Origin of the sequence: Arthrobacter sp. StoSoilB19 (assembly GCF_019977275.1) — a bacterium.
Taxonomy (GTDB): Bacteria; Actinomycetota; Actinomycetes; order Actinomycetales; family Micrococcaceae; genus Arthrobacter.
In genome coordinates this window covers 3,843,955-3,859,209 of the sequence record NZ_AP024650.1, presented here as the reverse complement: position 1 = coordinate 3,859,209, position 15,255 = coordinate 3,843,955, and the positions used below count along the sequence as shown (strand labels likewise).

At 66.2% G+C, this 15,255-nt stretch carries 14 protein-coding genes; 6 read left to right on the top strand and 8 right to left on the bottom strand.

From position 1 onward, the window contains the following. Window positions 1–106: 106 nt before the first annotated feature. Window positions 107–679, bottom strand: a complete 573-nt coding sequence (locus LDO86_RS17845) for a GNAT family N-acetyltransferase (RefSeq protein WP_018771761.1) — start codon at window positions 677–679, stop codon at window positions 107–109. A 71-nt stretch (window positions 680–750) separates the two neighbouring features. Here LDO86_RS17845 and LDO86_RS17840 point away from each other — a divergent pair, with 71 nt between their 5' ends. After that, a complete protein-coding gene (locus LDO86_RS17840; RefSeq protein ID WP_018771760.1) occupies window positions 751–2,145 on the top strand; it encodes an MFS transporter in 1,395 nt (464 codons plus the stop codon). Window positions 2,146–2,212: 67 nt separating this feature from the next. Here LDO86_RS17840 and bcp read toward each other — a convergent pair whose 3' ends face one another. The 7 genes from bcp to LDO86_RS17805 all read right to left on the bottom strand — a co-directional run bounded on the left by bcp (window position 2,213) and on the right by LDO86_RS17805 (window position 9,708). Further along, window positions 2,213–2,692 (bottom strand): thioredoxin-dependent thiol peroxidase, encoded by a 480-nt coding sequence (gene bcp, locus LDO86_RS17835; protein WP_018771759.1) that lies wholly within the window; start codon window positions 2,690–2,692, stop codon window positions 2,213–2,215. 81 nt (window positions 2,693–2,773) lie between these two features. Then, entirely contained in the window at window positions 2,774–3,418 is a 645-nt protein-coding gene (locus LDO86_RS17830) for a winged helix-turn-helix domain-containing protein (protein WP_018771758.1), read from the bottom strand. A gap of 9 nt (window positions 3,419–3,427) precedes the next feature. After that, window positions 3,428–4,771, bottom strand: a complete 1,344-nt coding sequence (allB, locus tag LDO86_RS17825) for an allantoinase AllB (protein ID WP_018771757.1) — start codon at window positions 4,769–4,771, stop codon at window positions 3,428–3,430. Next, the gene (locus LDO86_RS17820) at window positions 4,764–5,957 is read right to left on the bottom strand and encodes a glycerate kinase (protein WP_018771756.1); all 1,194 of its coding nucleotides are present in this window, start codon (window positions 5,955–5,957) and stop codon (window positions 4,764–4,766) included. The genes allB and LDO86_RS17820 overlap by 8 nt, the downstream gene beginning before the upstream one ends. 2 nt (window positions 5,958–5,959) lie before the next feature. After that, window positions 5,960–7,750, bottom strand: coding sequence for a glyoxylate carboligase (gcl, locus tag LDO86_RS17815; protein WP_018771755.1), 1,791 nt, complete (start codon window positions 7,748–7,750; stop codon window positions 5,960–5,962). 166 nt (window positions 7,751–7,916) lie between these two features. Beyond that, the gene (locus tag LDO86_RS17810; protein WP_018771754.1) at window positions 7,917–8,795 is read right to left on the bottom strand and encodes a 2-hydroxy-3-oxopropionate reductase; all 879 of its coding nucleotides are present in this window, start codon (window positions 8,793–8,795) and stop codon (window positions 7,917–7,919) included. A gap of 112 nt (window positions 8,796–8,907) precedes the next feature. After that, complete coding sequence (locus LDO86_RS17805; RefSeq protein ID WP_018771753.1) at window positions 8,908–9,708, bottom strand: TIM barrel protein; 801 nt, start codon at window positions 9,706–9,708, stop codon at window positions 8,908–8,910. 189 nt (window positions 9,709–9,897) lie between these two features. Between LDO86_RS17805 and LDO86_RS17800 the strand changes: the two genes are divergently transcribed. The 5 genes from LDO86_RS17800 to LDO86_RS17780 all read left to right on the top strand — a co-directional run bounded on the left by LDO86_RS17800 (window position 9,898) and on the right by LDO86_RS17780 (window position 15,252). Next, window positions 9,898–10,770 carry a hypothetical protein gene (locus LDO86_RS17800; RefSeq protein WP_026266150.1) on the top strand — a complete coding sequence of 291 codons (873 nt, stop codon included), beginning with the start codon at window positions 9,898–9,900 and terminating at the stop codon, window positions 10,768–10,770. Between the two features lie 182 nt (window positions 10,771–10,952). Further along, window positions 10,953–12,236, top strand: a complete 1,284-nt coding sequence (locus tag LDO86_RS17795) for a sugar ABC transporter substrate-binding protein (RefSeq protein WP_018771752.1) — start codon at window positions 10,953–10,955, stop codon at window positions 12,234–12,236. A gap of 66 nt (window positions 12,237–12,302) precedes the next feature. Next, window positions 12,303–13,190, top strand: a complete 888-nt coding sequence (locus tag LDO86_RS17790; RefSeq protein ID WP_026266149.1) for a sugar ABC transporter permease — start codon at window positions 12,303–12,305, stop codon at window positions 13,188–13,190. Beyond that, complete coding sequence (locus LDO86_RS17785) at window positions 13,190–14,140, top strand: carbohydrate ABC transporter permease (protein ID WP_018771750.1); 951 nt, start codon at window positions 13,190–13,192, stop codon at window positions 14,138–14,140. Before LDO86_RS17790 ends, LDO86_RS17785 begins: the two co-directional genes overlap by 1 nt. A 68-nt stretch (window positions 14,141–14,208) precedes the next feature. After that, window positions 14,209–15,252: a LacI family DNA-binding transcriptional regulator gene (locus tag LDO86_RS17780; protein WP_018771749.1), complete on the top strand. Its 1,044-nt coding sequence runs from the start codon at window positions 14,209–14,211 to the stop codon at window positions 15,250–15,252. Window positions 15,253–15,255 lie beyond the last annotated feature (3 nt).

Genomic DNA, 15,255 nt, shown 5'->3' with positions numbered 1-15,255 from the left:
GTTGGTCGTACCTGATGGCTGGACTCATGACCATGGACGCGATGCTGCTGGCGCTGTGGGCCATGGAAGTCGATTGGCGAAAGTACTGGCACCGGAAGTAGCGCAGTTATTCCAGTTGCAGCCGCATCAGCACCCGGGGAAAGCCGTTGAGCACCGAGGTGGTGTCCGCAGCCTTGGTGAAGCCAGTATCCTCGAACAGCTTCCGGGTGCCCACGTAGGCCATGGTGAGGTCCACCTTGCGGCCGTTGTTGTCCACCGGATAACCCTCGATGGCCGGGGCCCCATAGGAGCGGGCCATCTCCACGGCGCCTGCCAGCAGAACGTGCGAGATGCCTTTGCCGCGGTGGCCGGGACGGACGCGCAGGCACCACACCGACCACACGTCCTGGTTGTCCACATGCGGGATCTTCCTGTTGCGGGCAAAGGCCGTGTCCGCCCGCGGATGGACCGCTGCCCACCCAACGGGTTCGCCGCCGTCGTACGCCACAATGCCGGGCGGGGGATCCTGGGCCACCAACTGGCGGACCAGCTCCCCGCGTTCCCCGCCACGGAGGGAGACGTTCTGGCGGGACGGGATGCGGTAGCTCAGGCACCAGCAGACGGTGGCATCCGGCCGTTTGGGCCCCACCAGTGTCTTCACGTCCTCGAAAATTGTTGCCGGACGAACCTCGATCGCCATGGAACTATCCTCACACCCACGTGCGAAACAGGGGGGACCAAAAGGCGGGCGCCGTCACTACACTGGGACGCATGACCGAGCAGGAACCGGGCAGGGCGGCTGCGGATTCCGACTCCACCGGCACCTTCCTGCGGAGCCCGGCAGAGCGCTCCCGCACCTTCACCGGCATCCTGGTGAACACAGCCCTGGCCAACATCACCACCAGCTATTTGTGGTTCGCGCTGACTTTTTGGTTGTACCTGGAGACGCGGAACGTGATTGCCACCGGGGTGGTGGGCGGCGCGTACATGCTGCTGATTGCCCTCTCCAGCATCAGCTTCGGCACCTTCGTGGACCGCTGCCGCAAGCTGGCCGTGATGCGCTTCGCTGCCTGCTTCACGCTGGTCATGTTCGTGCTGTCCGGGGTGATGTTCCTGCTGGTGCCTGCCGCGTCACTGCTGGACCTGGGGCAGGCATGGTTCTGGATCTTCACTCTGGTCATCCTGGTCGGCGCCGTGGTGGAGAACCTGCGGAACATTGCCCTGTCCACCACCGTCACCATCCTGATCGAACCGGAGCGCCGTGCCAATGCCAACGGGCTGGTGGGGATGGTGCAGGGGCTGATGTTCATTGTCACCTCCCTGCTGTCCGGATTGTCCGTCGGTCTGCTGGGCATGGGCTGGACCATCGCCGTCGCGCTGGTGCTCACGGCGCTGGCCTTCGCCCACCTGCTGACCCTGCGGATGCCCGAGGAGGTGCGGCCCGCGGCAACAGACGCCCGCGGCGGGTTCGACCTGAGGGGCTCGCTCGCGGCAGTGCTGGCCATTTCGGGGCTGTTCGCGCTGATCCTGTTCTCCACGTTCAACAACTTCATCGGCGGCGTGTACATGGCGCTGATGGATCCGTACGGGCTGGAAATGTTCTCAGTGCAGATGTGGGGTGCTGTCTTTGCGGTCGGATCCACCGGGTTCATCATCGGCGGCGCCTTGATCGGCAAGTTCGGGCTCGGCGCCAACCCCCTGCGCACCCTGCTGGTTGCGGTGGCGGCCATGGGAGTGCTGGGTGCGGTCTTCACGCTGCGGGAGTGGGCGTGGCTCTACATCCTGGGGATCTGGCTGTACCTGGTGCTGGTCCCGTTCGTGGAGGCGGCCGAGCAGACCGTCATCCAACGGGTGGTGCCGTTGGAGCGGCAGGGGCGCGTTTTTGGCTTCGCCATGGCATTCGAGTCCGCTGCCGCACCGGTCACCGCGTTCGTCATCGCGCCCATTGCCCAGTTCTGGATCATCCCGTACGCACGGTCAGCGGAAGGTGCAGCCCGACTGGACCCGCTGCTTGGCGGGGGCACCTCCCGCGGAATCGCCCTGGTTTTCCTGGTGGCCGGCATCATCATGATCGCGGCCGCCCTGCTGGCCTTCCTGACTCCCGTTTACCGCCGGGTTTCGGCTTCGTATGCCCACGTGGCGGCGGAGGCGAAGGCAGGTGGTTAAACGCCCGGACGCTCCCGCAACACGTGCGGAAGCGTCCGGGAAAACCCGCAGCAGGTGATGGATCGTCCTAGACGCCCAGGGCCTCCTTGAGGCGGGCGACGTGGCCGTCGGCCTGCACCTGGTACTGGGCCAGGGTGACTTTGCCTTCGGGGTCCACCACAACGGTGGAGCGGACAATGCCTTCGTGGATTTCGCCCTTGACCAGCTTCTCGCCCCAGGCGCCATAGGCCAGGGCAACGGCATGGTCGGGGTCCGAGAGCAGGGGGAAGGTCAGGGAGAAGTCGCCGCTGAAGCCGGCCAGGGCTTCCTGGGCATCCGGGGAAACCCCGATGACTTCGTAGCCCTTGCCCTGGAGGGAGGCAAGGCTGTCGCGGAAGTCGCAGGCCTCGGTGGTGCAGCCGGGGGTGGCGGCCTTCGGGTAGAAGTAGACAATGACGTTCTTGCCACGGTAATCGGCCAAGGAGGTCTCCCGGCCCTGGGCGTCCCGGAGGGTGAATTCAGGAGCCGGGGTGCCGGGCTGAAGCTTGGTGGTCAGGGTGGGGCTCATGGCGTTCCTTTGTAAGACTCGGTCAGTGATGGCCAAACATCAAGTGAAGCGGGTTGCCGCTTACTGATACAAACCAGCGCGTCATATGCAGTATTCCGCCGGTCCACGAACTGCAGCGTGCGGACCCGGCACAAACTGGTACCCGCCGCCGCGGACAGTTGCCACGGCATGGCGGGCGTTGCCCAGTTTCTTGCGGATCCTGCCCACGTAAACGTCGATGGAGCGTGCCGTGGCGCCGGGGAAATCGAGGGACTCCAGGAACTCCTGCAGTTCCTCGCGGCCCACCGTCCGTGACAGGTGGGTCACCAGGTAGCGCAGCACTTTGTATTCGACGCCGGTCAGGGCCACGGGCCTGCCGTCCAGCAGGACGGTGTCGGCGGCGAGGTCCACGGCGACCCGGCTGACGGGGCCGGCCGACGGCGGCAGGCGGGTGCCGCCGTCGTCATCAGTTGCGCCGGGGTTCTCCGCCGCGGAGGGAGCCGGAGAGGAGTCGGCTGCGGCTCCTTCCGCGGCGGACGTGGGGGCTCCGGCGGCAGGCCAATGGACTTCCGCCTCCGGAGCAGTTTCGAGGGCCCTTGCCAGGACCATTTGGGCGGCGTGGCGCAGGAGTTCCGGGCTGGTTCCTTCGGCCGGAACCACCCACACCGCGAGACCGCGGGCGGCGGCCTTGCGTGAAGGAAATCCCGGCCGCGCCCCCGCCCCCGGATAGTGCGCTTCCACTGCCATGGCGTCTCCCTAGACGCCGCCGCGGCGGATCAGCCTGCCCGTGGGGGTCTGGCCGTCCACTACGGCGCCGCGGAGGAAGGTCTTGCGCACCACGCCGGACAGGGCTTTGCCGTCGTACGGGGTGATGGGGTTCTTGTGCTTGAGCTTGGACACGTCCACCACGAAGGCCTCGTCGGGCGCAAAGACGGCGAAGTCGGCGTCGTAGCCCAGCGCCAGCTGGCCCTTGTTGGTGAGGCGGGCCAGTCCGGCGGGCTTCTCCGCCATCCAGGACACCACCTGTTCCAGCCGGATGCCGCGGTGCCGAGCCTCGGTCCAGATCAGGGACAGGCCCAGCTGCAGCGAGGAGACGCCGCCCCAGGCCACGGCGAAGTCGCCGTTTTCCAGATCCTTCAGGTCCAGCGTGGAGGGGGAGTGGTCAGAGACGATGCAGTCGATGGTGCCGTCCAGGAGGCCCTGCCACAGCAGCTCCCGGTTGGAGGCCTCCCGGATGGGTGGGCAGCACTTGTAGGCGGTGGCACCGTCCGGGATCTCCTCCGCCATCAGGGTCAGGTAGTGCGGGCACGTCTCCACGGTGAGCTTGACGCCGTCGCGCTTTGCGCTGGCGATCATGGGCAGCGCGTCCGACGACGACAGGTGCAGGATGTGCGCACGCGCACCGGTCCAGCGGGCCCGTTCGATGACCTCGGCGATGGCCTTGTTCTCGGCGCCACGGGGGCGGGAGGCAAGGAACGTGGAGTAGTGGTCGCCGCCGGGGTGCGGGGCGCGGTCAATCGCGTGCGAGTCCTCGGCGTGGACGATCATGAGGGAGTCGAAGGACTTGAGCTCGGCCATGTCCTCCTCCATCTCGTCCGCGTCCAGGTGCGGGAACTCGTCCACGCCGGAGTGCAGGAGGAAGCACTTGAAGCCGAAGACGCCCTCATCATGCAGGGGGCGGAGGTCGGCCTTGTTGCCGGGGATGGCACCGCCCCAGAACCCGACGTCGATGAACGCCTGGTCTTCGGCCACCTCGCGCTTGAGCTTGAGGTTTTCCACCGTGGTGGTGGGCGGAACGGAGTTCAGGGGCATGTCGATGATGGTGGTCACGCCGCCCGCTGCCGCGGCCCGGGTGGCAGAGGCGAAGCCCTCCCACTCGGTGCGGCCGGGCTCGTTGACGTGGACGTGGGTGTCCACCAGGCCCGGGAGCAGCGTCTCGTCATCGGCGAGGTCGATGATCTCGGCGCCGGCCAGGCCGTTGCCGAGCGGTTCGAGGGCCACGATCTTGCCGTTGCGGACGCCCACCTCGCGTGGCGCGATGCCGGCGGTGGTCAGGATGCGCCGGCCCCGGATGACGAGGTCGAAACGTTCTTCAGACACGGAGGTCCTCCTTGGTACTTGCGGCGGCAGGCCTGTTGGCTGCCAGCCCCGCACTGATTTGGGTGCCCAGCTGTTCCAGCAGCGGCCCTGCCTCTGCTATGCACCTGTTTACATCGGTTTCGAGCGCCGTCAAAGCGTAAACATCCTCGAATCCTGCGGCCGCTGCCTGGCCCTGGTCCAGGGTGGTCCGGCCGCAGACGGCGATGACCGGAACGCCCTGCGCCGCAGCAGCCCGGGCAACACCCATGGGGGTCTTGCCCAGCAGGCTTTGCTCATCCAGGCTGCCTTCGCCGGTGATCACCAGATCGGCGCCGGCCAGCCGCTGCTCCAGTTCCGTGAATTCAAGGACGACGTCGATCCCCGGCCGCCGCGTGGCGGCCAGGACGGCGATGGCGGCGTAGCCCACGCCGCCGGCTGCCCCGGCTCCGGGAGCCTCGGCAGCCTTGACGGCGCGGAATCCGATTTCCCTGGCCAGGACTTCGACAAACCTGGCCAGGGCGGCGTCGAGCATGCCGACGTCCTGTTGTGTGGCTCCCTTTTGCGGGCCGAAAACCGCCGGGGCGCCCTGGGCGCCCAGCAGCGGGTTGTCGACGTCGGATGCCAGCACAAAGCGGGTGTCCACCAGCCGGGGCTCGAAATCGGTGAAGTCGATGCTGTGCAGGTTTGCCAGCGCAGCCCCGCCCGGTGGAAGTTCGTTGTTCCTGCTGTCCAGGAACCTGGCACCAAGCCCCTGCAGGAGCCCCGCGCCGCCGTCGGTGTTGGCGCTGCCGCCCACGCCCAGGATGATCCGCCGGCAGCCGGCGTCCAGGGCGGCCCTGATGAGCTGGCCCGTGCCCAGGCTGGTGGCTGTGGTGGCGTCAGCCGAGCCCGGCCTGCCGCCGTTCCGGACGCCCGGCATCAGCGCGAGCCCGGATGCCGTGGCCATCTCGATGACGGCTTCGTGCCCGCGGACGGCGAAGTCCGCATCCACGGGCTGCCCGCTGGGACCGGTGACCGTTGCGCTCCGGCGGGTGAAGCCGGAGCCGACGGCGGCGTCGAGGGTGCCCTCGCCGCCGTCGGCCACCGGAATCCGGACCACGTCAAGGTTCCCGCCGGCCCCGCGCTGCAGGCCCCGCTCCAGGTGGCTGCAGACCTCCGGCGCGGACAGCGAACCCTTGAACTTGTCCGGGGCGATAACCACGCGCATGGTTATGCCTGCAGGGCCAGGATGGCGGTGGGTGCGTCTGCGGCGGTCTCGGCCAGGGCCTCGAACTCGTTGACGGCGTTGATTTCCACGCCCATGGAGATGTTGGTGACCTTTTCCAGGATCACTTCCACCACCACGGGAACCTGGAACTCGCCCATGAGCGCCTTGGCCTTGTCGAACGCGGCGGCGAGGTCGTTGGGGTCCTCCACGCGGACGGCCTTGCAGCCCAGGCCCTCGGCCACCTTGAGGTGGTCAACGCCGTAGCCGCGGGTGTCCTCGGACAGGTGTGCGCTGTTGATGTTCTCGAACGCCAGGGACACGTTCTGCTCCATGTTGAACCCGCGCTGGGACTGGCGGATCAGGCCCAGGTAGGAGTTGTTCACCACCACGTGGATGTAGGGGAGGTTGAACTGGGCGCCCACGGCCAGTTCCTCGATCATGAACTGGAAGTCGTAGTCGCCGGATAGGGCCACCACGGTCTCATCCGGCTTGCCACGGACCACGCCAAGCGCTGCCGGGGCGGTCCAGCCCAGCGGGCCTGCCTGGCCGGCGTTGATCCATTTGCGGGGACCGAACACGTGGAGCATCTGGGCCCCGGCGATCTGGGACAGGCCGATGGTGGACACGTAGATGGTGTCGCGGCCGAAGGACTTGTTCATCTCCTCGTACACGCGCTGCGGCTTGATGGGGATGTTCTCGAAGTGCGTCTTGCGGTGCAGGGAGGCCTTGCGGTCCTGGCACTCGGCAACCCAGGCGGTGTAGTCCGGCAGGGACCCTGCCGCCTTGCGCTCTTTGGCGAGCTCAACCAGCCCTGCCAGCGCCGCGCCGGCGTCGGACGCGATGCCCAGGTCCGGGGAGAACACGCGGCCGATCTGGGTGGGCTCGATGTCGATGTGCACGAACTTGCGGCCGGCGGTGTAGGTGTCCAGGCCGCCCGTGTGGCGGTTGGCCCAGCGGTTGCCGATGCCGATCACGAAGTCGCTCTGCAAATAGTTCTCGTTGCCGTAGCGGTGGCTGGTCTGCAGGCCCACCATGCCGGCCATCAGGCGGTGGTCATCCGGGATGGTGCCCCAGCCCATCAGGGTGGGAATGACCGGAATGTTGAGGGTTTCGGCCAGTTCCACCAGCTGCGCGGAGGCGCCGGCGTTGATGATGCCGCCGCCGGCCACGATCAGCGGGTGCTTGGCCGCGGTCAGCATGTCCAGGGCCTTTTCCAGCTGCTTGCGGGAGGCCTTGGGCTTTTCGACGGGAAGGGGCTCGTAGGTATCGATGTCGAACTCGATCTCGGCCATTTGAACGTCGATGGGCAGGTCCAGGAGAACCGGGCCGGGGCGGCCGGAGCGCATCAGCTGGAAGGCCTTCTGGAAGGCGCCCGGAACCTGGCCCGGCTCCAGGATGGTCATGGCCATCTTGGTCACGGGCTTGGCGATGGACTCGATGTCCACGGCCTGGAAGTCTTCCTTGTGCAGCTTGGCAACCGGGGCCTGGCCGGTGATGCAGAGCATGGGGATGGAGTCTGCCCAGGCGGCGTAGAGGCCGGTGATCATGTCGGTGCCGGCAGGGCCGGAGGTGCCGATGCAGATGCCGATGTTGCCGTCCTTGGCGCGGCTGAAGCCGTCGGCCATGTGGCTGGCGCCTTCAACGTGGCGGGCCAGGGTGTGGCGGATGCCGCCGTGGGCGCGCATTGCGGAATAGAAGGGGTTGATCGCGGCGCCTGGCAGGCCGAACGCCTCGATGGCGCCTTCCTTTTCCAGGATGGCCACCGCTGCATCAACGGTACGCATCTTGCTCATGGGGTGCTCCTTGAAAGCTTGGGAAGTCTGTTTTTAGGTGTGCTGAAGGAAGCCCCGGCGGTCGCGGGGCACTTTGGGAGTGTCGGCGTCGTAAATTACGACGGCGGCCGGCGTGTCCGTGTCAATGTGCCCCGTTTTCGGGGCGGCCGGCTGGGCTGCGTGAGGGTTACTTGCGGCCGCTGAGCTGGAGGACCTGCTTGAAGAGTCCGGAGTGGTCCAATGCGCCGTCACCCTGGCTGACGGTGGCGGCGACGAGTTGGGCGACGACGGCGCCGAGCGGGATGGCCACGTTGGCTTCGCGGGCGGCGGAGGTGACGATGCCCAGGTCCTTGTGGTGCAGGGCCAGGCGGAAGCCGGGATCGAAGTTGCGGTCCAGCATCTTCTGGCCCTTCTGCTCCAGGACCTTGGAACCGGCCAGGCCGCCGCCGAGGACCTTGAGGGCGGCGTCGGTGTCCACGCCGTAGGCCTCGAGGAAGGCGATGGCTTCGCCGAGGACTTCGATGTTGACCGCAACGATCAGCTGGTTGGCTGCCTTGACGGTCTGGCCGGATCCGGAGGGGCCCACGTGGACAATGGTTTTGCCGACGGCATTCAGGACGTCCTGGGCGTCGTCAAAGTCAGCCTTGTCCCCGCCCACCATGATGGAAAGGACGGCGTCGATGGCGCCCTGTTCGCCGCCGGAAACCGGGGCGTCGAGGGGGCGGATGCCTGCTTCCCTGGCCTCCGCCGCGAGGCGGACGGCGACGTCGGGGCGAATGCTGGAGGCGTCGATCCAGAGGGCGCCCTGCTTGGCGTTGGCGAAGACACCATCCTTGCCGCTGACCACGCCCTCGACGTCGGGGGAGTCCGGCACCATGGTGATGACGACGTCGGCATCCTTGACGGCGTCCGCGATGCTGGTGGCGCCCTTGCCGCCTTCGGAGACCAGCTTGTCGATCTTGTCCTGGCTGCGGTTGAAGCCGGTGACGGTGTGGCCGGCCTTGACCAGGTTGATGGCCATTGGCAGGCCCATGATTCCGAGTCCGATGACTGCAACGTTGCTCATGATGGTTCTCTTTCCTGAAAAGTCTGTTCGTGGTTTCCCAACTGACTCGCATTTGTTGTCGTTTTGAACGCTCATAACGACAACTACTGCGAGTTAGTTGGGCGGGTGGGGACTACTTGTCGATGCGTTCGCGGATGGCCCAGCTGAAGGCCGTCTCCTGCGGTTCCTTGTACTCGAGGCCGATGTAGCCCTCGTAGCCGAGTTCGCGGCTGCGGGCGATCCATTCGCCGAGCGGGAGGGTGCCGGTGCCGGGGGCGCCGCGGCCGGGGTTGTCGGCGATCTGGATGTGGCCGAAGTCCTTGGCGTGGTTTTCGATCACGGCCGGGACGTCGTCGCCGTTGACGGCCAGGTGGTAGAAGTCGGCGAGGAGCTTGATGTTGCCGGCGCCGGCCTCGGCCTTGACGCGGGCAATGACCCTGAGTGCGTCGTCGGCGGTGAGGAGCGGGTACCTGGGTGCGCCGCTGACCGGCTCCAGGAGGACGGTGCCGCCGATGCGGGCAACCCCTTCTGCCGCTGCCGCCAGGTTCCTGACAGCCAGTTCGTCCTGTTCTTCAGGGGTGAATTCGTCCTGCCTGTTGCCGTAGAGGGCGTTGAAGGCCTTGCAGCCCAGGCGCCCGCCGATGCCGGCAACAACGTCCACGTTGTCCTTGAACTCCGAGCAGCGTCCCTTCCAGGAGACCAGGCCCCGGTCGCCGCCGGGCATGTTGCCGGCGTTGAAGTTCAGCCCGGTGAGCTGGACGCCGGCGTCCGTGATGGCGTTCTCGAACTTGGTGATCTCGCTGTCCGCCGGAACGGAGGTCTCGAAAGGCCACCAGAACTCGACGGCGTCAAAGCCGGCTGCCTTTGCCGCGGCAGGGCGCTCGAGCAGGGGAAGCTCCGTGAGGAGGATGGAGCAGTTCACTGTGTACGTCATCGTAGGTCCTTCCGAGGAGGGGCTTTGATCTATCTTCCCTTGCTTCCGGCTCCCTTGCGGTTTCCGCTTTGTGGAATTTAGATTCTGCTTTATGAAAAGTGTAGGGAAGGTGGGGTGGGGTAGTCAAGGGGAGCCGGGGGCAGGAGACTGGTATGAGGTAAGCCCGCTCAACAGGAATGGACTCGAGCGATGACCACCGGTGCCCGCCTGCGTCTCCTGGCCTGGCTCGTTGCCCTGGCCGGATTCCTTGCGGCCTGTGTTCCCGTGGCGGGCCTGCAGGAGACTGCCACGGCTCCCGCTCCGGCTTCGGCCTCCGCGGAGACTGGCCTGCCGGGGGGCGTTGCAGGTGGTGCGGCCCATACTGCCCCGCCTGTTTCCAGTGATCCGGCGGCTCCGGTCCAGGCTTCCCTCCCCACCTCGGAGCCTTCGCCGGCACCGGCACCCGTCCCTGCCCCGGTGCCGCAGCCGTTCGCCCTGAACCTCTACCGGGAGGGTGACTTCGTTCCGCAGTACACCTTTGACTGGTGCGTTGCCGCGAGCATCCAGATGGCGCACAACCTTATTGACGATACGGGCGGGGGCACCTGGGCTGACCGTGCGCAGCAGAATGAACTGTGGGAGATGGCGCGCGCCCGTTCCTCTGATTCGTTCAACGGTGCCAACCCCTTTGGCTGGGCCCAGGTGCTCACCGAATCGGGAATGGGACCGTACCGGGTGGTTAGCATTCCCGACTATCCGGAAGCGCTGAGGACGGCGGCCCGGGCCATTACCGACACGGGCCGGCCGGTGGGACTGGTCATGTGGAGCGGCAGGCACGCCTGGGTGATGAGCGGGTTCGAATCCCTCGGCGACCCCCGGCAATTCTCCGACTTCGCCGTGACCGGCATCCGCGTCCTGGATCCGCTGTACCCGTACGGCAGTGGACAGTGGGGCCCGTCGCCTGTTCCCAACAGCCTGCTGACCCCCGAGGAGCTGGCCACCCAGTTCGTGGTGCGGGAGCCGCGCCGCTGGAGCAGCGGGCTCCCCGCCGGCTATCTCCTGGTGCTGCCGGTCACTGCCTGAACCTGCAGGCGGCTTCCCGGGACTTCTTTCTTGGGACTTCTTTCCCTGGACGGTTCTTCCGCTGTGACACTTGACACCTTTCCCCGGTGAAACCTAAAGTAAATGCCAAGTCGTTTTGGCAAAACGATTTTTCACCCCGATAGTCTCTCCGTTTCCGTTCAAGAGAAAGTGAGTCGACAGCGATGTCCACTCGTAAAAACATCAACAGGCTCGCCACCATCGGCGGTATCTGCACCGTCGTCGCCCTGGCTGCCTCCGGGTGCGGCGCAGGGGGCCCGGCATCATCGTCCGGGAGCGCCGGCACCAGCACCGTAAACGTCCTGGTGGAAGCCGGCGGCCACGCCGAGCTGACGGGCGTCGCGGAACAATGCAAGAAGGAAACCGGCGTCGACGTCAACTTCGTCGAACTGCCCTACGACGGCATGTTCAACCGTCTCTCCAGCGAATTTTCCTCCGGCACCGTCTCCTTCGACGTCGCCGCCCTGGACTCCGTCTGGCTGCCCAGCTTCAAGGACGCCGTCCAGCCCATTGACGAACTCTTTACCGATGAGGCAAAGAAGGACATCTTCCCGGCGTTGGTCAAGGAAGCCAACGTGGACGGCCATTTCATCGGGATGCCCGCCTGGACCAACGCGGAAATCATCCTGTACCGCAAGGATCTGTTCGAGGACGCCAAGAACAAGGCTGACTTCCAGGCCAAGTACGGCTACGGGCTCGCCGCCCCTACAACATGGAAGCAGTACCAGGACATTTCCGCGTTCTTCACCAAGGACGGCATGTACGGAACCGACGTCAAGGGCGGTGTGGAAACCGAATGGCTTGCCCACGTCCTGCAGGCCGGCTCGCCCATGGTCCTGGATGCGAACAACAAGGTGGTCATCGACAACGCCGCCCACAAGGAAGCCCTGGACTTCTACACCAGCCTCGTCAAGGACGCGCCCTCGGGTGCCGCACAGGTTGACTGGGCTGCCGCGCAGAACCTGTTCAACCAGGGCAAGACGGCCATGACCCGTTTCTGGGCCCACGCTTACCGCCAGATCCCCAAGGACTCGGCAGTGGCCGGCAAGGTTGGTGCTGCACCCATGATCGCCGGTTCAGCCGGCGTCGGCGGCGTGCCAGGCCCCTGGTACCTGTCCGTACCGAAAGCCACCAAGAACGCGGACGCCGCCAAGAAGTTCGTCAAGTGCGCCTACGACTACAACGACAAGGGCATCGAGTCGAATCTTGGCCTGGCCGCACGCATCTCCGCCTTCGAGAAATACCAGGACAAGCCAGGCTATGAGAGCTTCAAGCCCCTGATCCAGACCCTCAACGGCAAGGCCACGGCCACGCGCCCCGCTACCGAAAAGTGGCAGCAGATCGTGGACACCGTGCTGGTGCCCATGCTCCAGAAGGCTGTCGCCGGCGGTGACTCCGCAACTCTCCTCGCCGATGCCAAAAAGCAGATCGAGGACCTCCTTAAGTAAGACCCCCGCGGCCGGCGCCTGACTCACCGGCGCCGGCCGCGGCCCCAACCAGCGGAAGAGAAAACCGTGCGTATCTCCGATCGCCGCTTCGCATTGTTCCTGATGACACCAGCGGCGCTGTTCCTGGCAGTTTTTGTGGCCTTTCCGCTGTTCCGCCTGGTGGCGGACAGCTTCTTCAAGATTTCCCCGATTGCCGGCGGCTCCCGCGAGTTCGTAGGCCTGGACAACTACGTCAGGGCCTTCGCCTCGGAGGCCTTCACCGGCGCAGGGTGGCGGACACTTGCCTACACCCTGGTGGTGGTCACGCTGGAATTCGCGCTGGGCCTGGGCATGGCGCTGCTGTTCACCATGCTGGGCAAGAGCTCCCAGATCTGGCGGACCGTCTTCATGTATCCGCTGATGATCGCCCCCATCGTGGCCGGCCTGCTGTGGAAATTCCTGATGATCGACAACTTCGGCCTGATCGGAACCCTCCTGCACCAGGCGGGGATCCTGTCCGACCCCAACCAGATCGGCTGGCTGTCGGACCCGGGCATCGTGCTCTACTCGGTGGCCGTCCCTGACATCTGGCTGACCACATCGTTCATGTGCCTGGTGCTCTTCGCAGGCCTGCAAAACATCCCCGGTGACCTGATCGAGGCAGCACGGCTGGACGGTGCACGCGCACCGGCACTGCTGTTCCGGATCATCCTGCCCCTGCTGCGGCCGGTCATCGCCGTCGCCCTGGTGGTCCGCGGCATCGACGCAGCCCGCGCCTTTGACACCATCCTCATCCAAACCAATGGCGGACCGCAGTCCGCCTCGGAAACCATGAGCCTGCTGATTTACCGGACCATGATCCGGTTCGGAGACCCCGGGCTGGCAAGCGCCATGGGCACCCTCTACCTGCTGGCCATGCTTGCCGTCGCCTTCGTGGCGGTATCGACCATTTGGCGGCCAGGGAAGGACAACTGATGAGAACCGCAGAAAGAGTCAGGCACGACGGCGGGGCCACGGCCATGGCGCCCGGGGCACCTTCGGCGCCGGTCGCCACAGGCAAGGAACGCAAGCGCCGCGGTGTGAACCGGGAAGGGCTGGAAGCAGGCCGGCGCGGCACCCGAACCCTGCTGTGGGTCCTCCTGGCGGCAGCGATGGTGCTGTACGGGTTCCCGTTCCTGTACCTGCTGTTCACGTCCTTTAAGACGCCGATCGACACCATCGCGGTGCCGCCCACCATCCTTCCCCGGGAGTGGACGCTGGAGAACTACGCCAATGCGCTGGGCCGCAGCGGCGTGCCGGCGTCGTTCATCAACAGCATCCAGACGGCCATCATCAGTACCGTGCTTTCGCTGGTGCTGGCGGTGCCGGCGGCATACGGCATCACCCGGTACAAGACCCTCAGCGGCCGGATCTTCATCATGGCCGCGCTGGTGACCCGGATGGTGCCGCCGGTGGCCATCGGAATCCCGCTGGCGTCCATGATGGCCTCAATGGGGTTGGCCGACACTCCCATTGCACTGTCCATCGCCCACACCACCATTTCCTTGCCGCTCTCGATCTGGCTCATGTCCAGCTTCTTCGAAGCGGTGCCGAAGGACCTGGAGGAAGCGGCCACCGTGGACGGGTGCAGCCGGCTGGGAGCCCTGTGGCGCGTGGTGATCCCGGTGGTGTCCGGCGGCATCGCGGTCACAGCCATCTTCGCCTTCCTGGCCTCCTGGAACGAGTTCCTGTTCGCGCTACTGATGACGGCCATCCGCTCCCAGACAACGCCCGTGGTGATCGCGAACTTCCAGACGCAGTTTGGCCTGGACTGGGGATCCATGACGGCCCTCGCCGCCGTGTATTCCATCCCCGTCATCCTCCTCACGCTGCTCCTGCAGCGCAGGATCGTGGCGGGCATGACCCTCGGCGCCGTCAAGGGCTAGATCACCAGCAACGAGTAGCCTACTGGTAGCCCCAGGGGCATCACTGACCATAAGGACGTGGGAGACAGATGAGCAACAAGAACATCGGCATCAAGGACGTGGCCGTGGCCGCCGGCGTGTCCGTCACCACCGTCTCCCATGTCCTCAATGACGTCTCATACGCCAGGGTGAGTCCGGAAACCCGGAACAAGGTGCGGTCCGCCGCCGAGCAGTTGGGGTACGGACCAAACCGCCTGGCCCAGGCGCTGCGCACGCAGAGGACCGGCATGCTGGGCCTGGTCAGCGAGGATATCGCCACCACGCCGCACGCCGGGCGGATCATCCTCGGCGCCGACGAGGCCGCCAAAGCACGCGGGTACAACCTGATGATCATCAACACCTCCGGCTCGGCCAGCCTGGAGTCCCGGGAGGCCGACGTCGAGGCCCTCCTGGACCGCCGGGTGGACGGCATCCTCTACGCCACCATGTACCACCGCAACGTGGAACTGCCACCCAACCTCGGCAGCGTGCCCTCCGTGCTGGTGGACTCCGTGGCCACCGGCGGAAACATCACCGCAGTGATCCCGGATGAGGAAGGTGGTGCCCGCGCGGCCGTGACCGCGCTCCTCGAAGCGGGCCACACCCGGGTGGGATTCATCAACAACACTGACGACGTCCCCGCGACCCGTCAGCGGCTCCGGGCCTTCCGGGCCACGCTGACGGAAGCAGGGCTCGACGGCGACGCGGCACCTGTCGAGTCCGAGGTTTCCGAGGTGCATGGCGGCTATGAAGCGGCCCGGCGCATCCTGGCAGGCGCCCACCGGCCGACGGGCCTGTTCTGCTACAACGACCGGATGGCCATGGGCGCCTATCGCGCCGCTGCCGAACTGGGCCTGTCCATCCCGGCCGACCTTTCGATTGTCGGCTTCGATGACCAGGAACTGATCGCCGCCAACCTTTATCCGGGCCTCACCACCGTGGCCCTGCCGCACTACGAGATGGGTGCCTGGGCCACCGAGCACCTGATCGACGCCGTCGAGGGGAAGACGGACCTTTCCCTCATGGCCCTTCACCCGACCATCCTGAGTTGCCCCCTGGTGCGCCGCGACTCCATCGCGGCGCCCCGCCAGTAGGCA